This window comes from Brachybacterium sp. HMSC06H03 (assembly GCF_001807385.1).
In the GTDB taxonomy this organism is placed as follows: domain Bacteria; phylum Actinomycetota; class Actinomycetes; order Actinomycetales; family Dermabacteraceae; genus Brachybacterium; species Brachybacterium conglomeratum.
On record NZ_KV788891.1, the window covers coordinates 1 to 4939 of the forward strand.

General features: G+C 72.7%; 3 protein-coding genes, 2 tRNA genes and 1 pseudogene. 2 read left to right on the forward strand and 4 right to left on the reverse strand.

What is annotated here, in order from left to right; translation table 11 throughout:
* Positions 1-248: 248 nt before the first annotated feature.
* Together tig and HMPREF3159_RS12130 are read right to left on the reverse strand one after the other, a co-directional pair.
* Positions 249-1787 (reverse strand): trigger factor, encoded by a 1539-nt coding sequence (gene tig / locus HMPREF3159_RS12125; protein ID WP_070501240.1) that lies wholly within the window; start codon positions 1785-1787, stop codon positions 249-251.
* An 85-nt stretch (positions 1788-1872) separates the two neighbouring features.
* Positions 1873-1946 (reverse strand) — tRNA-Pro (locus HMPREF3159_RS12130).
* 138 nt (positions 1947-2084) lie between these two features.
* Here HMPREF3159_RS12130 and HMPREF3159_RS12135 point away from each other — a divergent pair.
* Positions 2085-2155 (forward strand) — tRNA-Gly (locus HMPREF3159_RS12135).
* Positions 2156-2355: 200 nt separating this feature from the next.
* Entirely contained in the window at positions 2356-3564 is a 1209-nt protein-coding gene (locus tag HMPREF3159_RS12140; RefSeq protein ID WP_070501241.1) for an aminotransferase-like domain-containing protein, read from the forward strand.
* 111 nt (positions 3565-3675) lie between these two features.
* Here the strand turns inward: HMPREF3159_RS12140 and HMPREF3159_RS12145 are convergent, their stop codons facing one another.
* Entirely contained in the window at positions 3676-4374 is a 699-nt protein-coding gene (locus HMPREF3159_RS12145) for a class I SAM-dependent methyltransferase (RefSeq protein WP_070501242.1), read from the reverse strand.
* 13 nt (positions 4375-4387) lie between these two features.
* Positions 4388-4939, reverse strand: a pseudogene (locus HMPREF3159_RS17530) (hypothetical protein); the annotation flags it as partial.

Consider the following 4939-nt stretch of genomic DNA (forward strand, 5'->3'; position numbering starts at 1 on the left):
GGCTTGACTCGCAACATAGGGACACCCCCCAGGTGACCCTGCCCTGCGGGGCCTGCGCGCCGGCCGCGGCCGGGTCCTCGGGACGGTCGGGTCCGTGCGGTGCCATGGGTCGCTCCCGGGCGTCGGCGATCCCCGGCGCTCGCCGGGACGGGCAGTCTTCCACCGACGTTGACGGGCCGCCACCCCCGGAAGGGGTGACGGCCCGGCGGATCTGCCGTGCGGGGCGAGGCCCCGTCAGCGGCGGAGGGTCACTCGGCGGTCTCGTCCGCGGCGGTCTCGTCCTTCGCCGCCGCCTTCTTGGCGGCCGGCTTCTTGGCGGCCGGCTTCTTGGCGGGGGCCTTCTTGGCCGGAGCCTTCTTCGCGGCGGGCTTCTCGGCCTCCGCGTCATCGGCGGACTCGTCGGCGGCGGCCTCGTCGGCCGCAGCGGCCTTCTTGGCCGGAGCCTTCTTGGCCGGGGCCTTCTTCGCGGCGGGCTTCTCCTCGGCGTCCTCGGCCTGCTCGGCGTCGTCGGCCTCCTCGGCCTTCAGGCCGAGGTCGAGCACGTCGCCCTTCGCGTTCTTGACGGTGACGTCGGCGAGGACCACGTCGAGCGCCTTGGAGCGCTGCACCTCGGCGAAGATCTGCTCGAGCTGGCCGGACTGGGCGAGCATCTGCAGCAGCTGGTTCGACTCGATGCCGTACTGCGCGGAGAGCTGCGTCATGTAGCTCATGAGGTCGTTCTGGTCGACGTCGACCTGGCGGGGGCCGTTGATCTCGTCGAGCACGAACTGGGCGCGGATCGCCTTCTCGGTGTCCTCGCGGATCTCCTCGCCGTGCGGGTCGCCGGCCTCCTTGCCCTCGTTCTGCAGGTGGGAGAGGATCTCGTCCTCGACCAGCTGCTCGGGCACGGGGATCTCGAGCTCCTCGAGGAGCTTCTCGAGCAGGGCGTTGCGGGCGAGCGCCACGCGGTTGCCCTCGGCGTCCTTCTCGGCCTGGACCTTGAGGTCCTCCTTGAGCTCGTCGATGGTGTCGAACTCGGAGGCCATCTCGGCGAACTCGTCGTCGGCCTCGGGCAGCTCGCGCACCTTCACGGACTGCGCGGTGACCTTGACCTGCGCCTCCTCGCCCGCGCGGTCGCCGCCGGCGAGCTTCGAGACGAAGGTGGTGGACTCCTCGGCGGACAGGCCGATGAGCGCCTCGTCGAGGCCCTCGAGCATGTTGCCCTCGCCGATGCGGTAGGAGACGCCCTCGACGGACTCGATCTCCTCGTCGTCGATGGTGGCGATCATGTCGACGGAGACGAAGTCGCCGTCCTCGGCCGGGCGGTCCACGCCCACGAGGGTGCCGAAGCGCTCGCGCAGCTCGTCCAGGCGCACCTGGACGGCGTCGGCGTCGACCTCGGGCTCCTCGATCTCGACCTCGTAGGAGGCGAAGTCGGGCAGCTCGATCTCGGGGCGGACGTCCTGCTCGACGGTGAAGAGCAGGTTGCCCTCCTCGGAGCCGTCCAGGCCCGGCACCTCGGTGACCTCGACCTCGGGGCGGCCGACGGGCTTGAGCTCCGCCTCGGCCGCGGCCTGCTGGTAGAAGTCGGGCAGGGCGTCGTTGACGGCCTCCTGCATGATCGCGGGGCGGCCGAAGCGCTGCTCGACGAGCTTGGAGGGGACCTTGCCCTTGCGGAAGCCGGGGATCTGCACCTGATCGGCGATCTTCGTGGTGGCCGCCTCGACGGCGGGCTTGAGCTCGTCGAAGGGCACCTCGACGGTGAGCTTCACCCGGGTGGGGCTGAGCTTCTCGGACTCGGTCTTCACTGGTCAGGTCTCCCTGTGGATGGACATCGGATGGACGATTCTGGTGGCGCCCCGGAGCTCGCGCGGCGGCGACCCGGCGGCGGAGTCGGGGTGACAGGATTTGAACCTGCGACTTCCCGCTCCCAAAGCGGGTGCTCTACCAAGCTGAGCTACACCCCGGAGGGCAACCCAGGGGATATTACCCGTTCCGCCCGTGCGGCGGCGGGGAGCGCCCGGGGCCCTGTGAGCAGATGCATGTCGTCCCGGCCACGCCGGATGTGCTCGGACGGCTCTGATCTGGTTCAATAGGGGTCGCATGCGGGCGTAGCTCAATGGTAGAGCCTCAGTCTTCCAAACTGATTACGCGGGTTCGATTCCCGTCGCCCGCTCCGTCATCCGGGCCGCATCCTTCCTGTTCAGGGGGTGCGGCCCGGCCTCGTCCGGGCTCGCGCCCGCGCGAGCTCCTCCCACTGCGCCACAGCCGCTTCCGGCAGGGCGGAGCCTCCAGCACGGACGTCGTCCGCCGGGCCGGGCGGATCTCACGTCGACGCCGCCTGCTCCCGTACGGCCTGCGTGACACGATGGGGCGATGACCACGCCCCCGAGCTCCGCACCGTTCCGCTTCCCCGTCGCCGCGCGCTACGCGGGGATGGAGTCCTCCCCGCTCAAGGACATCTTCGCCCTCGCCGCCCGCGAGGACGTGGTCTCCTTCGCCGGCGGCATCCCGGACCCGGAGCTGTTCGCGCTCGAGGAGGTCACCGCCTGCTACGACTGGGTGCTCTCCCAGCAGGGCGATCGCGCGCTGCAGTACGGGGTCAGCGAGGGCGAGCTCGAGCTGCGCGAGCAGGCCGCGCGCCGCGTCTCGCGCGACCTCCCCACCGACGCCTCGCAGATCCGCGTCACGTCCGGCTCCCAGGAGGGGCTGTTCGTCGTCGCCCAGGCCCTGCTCGAGCCGGGCGACGTGGTGCTGGTGGAGTCCCCGACCTATCTCGCCGCGGTCCAGGCCTTCTCGGTGCACGGCGCGCGGATGATCGGGGTGGACACCGACGACGACGGCGTGATCCCCGAGGCGCTCGAGGAGGCGATCCGCACCCACCACCCGCGGATGGTCTACCTGATCCCCACGTTCCAGAACCCGACCGGGCGCACGATGCCGCTCGAGCGGCGCCAGGCTGTCGCCGAGGTGCTGCAGCGCACGGACGTGCCGCTGATCGAGGACGATCCCTACGGCGCCCTGAGCTTCACCGGCAGCACCTGGGCGCCGATCGCGGCGCTTCCCGGCATGGGCGAGCGGACGATCCTGCTGAACTCGATGAGCAAGCTGATGAGCCCCGGCGTGCGCATCGGCTGGATGCGCGCGGAGGGCCCGGTGCTGGACACCCTCGCCGTGGCGAAGGCCGCGATCTCGATGCAGTCCTCCGTGGTGGACCAGCTGATGGTCGCCCGCTATCTCGAGACCGTGGACCTCGACGCCCACGTCGCCCGGGTCAGCGCCGTCTACCGCGAGCGGCGCGACGCGATGTCCGCGGCGATCGCCCCGGTGCTGCCGGACGGAGCGCACGTGACCCGTCCCGAGGGCGGGATGTTCCTGTGGGCCGCGCTCGGCGAGGGCTACGACGCGCAGGAGATGCTCGCCGACGCCGTCGAGGCCGGGGTCGCGTATCTGCCCGGCTGGTCCTTCTACGCCGACCATGCGGACCGCTCCACGATGCGGCTCAGCTTCGTCACCCACTCCCCCGCCGTGATCGAGGACGCCGTCGCCCGCCTCGGCGAGGTCATCGCCGCGCACCGCGCCTGAGCCGGCGCCCGGGCCGGCACCTGGGCCGACGCCCGACGGCCCGTCCTCCGACGAGCGATGTCGCGACGCACCGCGCCCCGGCACGGCGGGCGCGGCGACAGGGCAGAGACGTCAGATCGGCTTCTGCCACCGCAGCGTCGAGCGGAAGCCCTCGCGCCGGTGCAGCACGGCCCCCGGCAGGATCTCCCGGGCCCGCTCGCGCAGCTCCCCGTACGACCAGGCCGGGTCCCGGACCGGGATGCTCGGCCCCGGGACGGAATCCCGCACGGGGCGCGGATGCTTCACGAGCCCGATCAGCGGGTTCGACAGCACATTGCCGATGTCCCACAGCAGGTCGAGCCGCGTGCGGGGCACGGTGAGGGTGACCACGAGCAGACGCCCGCCGGGACGCAGCAGGTCGCGGGCCTGGCCGAGGGCCGGCTCGAGCTCCATGTGATGGAGGGAGGCGATCATGGTCAGCGCGTCGTAGTGCCCTCCCGTCCCCTCGGCCCGCAGCATCTCGGCATGCGCCCCGAGTCCGCGGCGCCGGATCGTGACGCCGTCGAGGTCACGGCACCGCTCGGCGGCGACGAGAGCCATCTGGGGGTCGGGTTCGATGCCGTCGACCTGCGCGATGCGCCCCGCGAGGGCGCGCACGAGATCGCCGCGTCCGCAGCCGACGTCGAGGACCCGGGCCGCTCCCGGCGGCAGCGAGCGCAGCATCCAGCGGTGGAAGTGGCCGTTGTGGTCCCAGGGGTGGCGCGCGTTCAGGCGGTGCAGAACCCGTTCCGCCCGGCGGATCACGGGGTTCGGCGTCGTGCGGATGTCCACCTCTCGCCTCCTCTCATGCCTGCAGCTCCCGCAGGCGTCGTCGGGTCAGCAGCACGAGCAGGCCGACGAGCACGGCCGCGGCGAGGAGCACGGCCCCGGGGCCGGAGGGGAGCACGAGCAGCAGCGCCGCGGCGCTCAGCAGCGGCACGACGACGGCGTCGGCCTGCCAGGCCAGCATGACCAGCACCGACAGGTCCCCCTGAGGGGTCGGGATCGGAGTGGCGAGCGCGAGCGGCATGGTGCCCTTCGCCGCCTCCCAGGCCCGTGCGGCGAGGACCGTGGCGGCCACGGCGACGGGCAGCAGCACGGAACCGCTCCCCGCCCCGCCGCCCACGACCGCGGCGAGCGTCCCGCCGAGCGCGCCGAGCGCCACCATGAGCAGCCCGGGCGCGGCGGCGTGGAGCAGCAGCTGCGTCCCCGCGCGCTGACCCAGCAGGGGCGGGGCGCCGAGGGTGTGCACCCCGTGACGGATCCCGTCGACGAAGGCTCCCGCCCCGGTCCGCAGCGCGAGGGCGCCCAGCAGCAGCGCCGTCCAGGCCGCCGGCCCCGGCAGCAGCGGCGCCCC

Excerpts from the sequence above, each read along its gene's own strand:
- HMPREF3159_RS12140 (WP_070501241.1), top strand. The coding sequence starts at position 2,356 with ATGACCACGCCCCCGAGCTCCGCACCGTTCCGCTTCCCCGTCGCCGCG.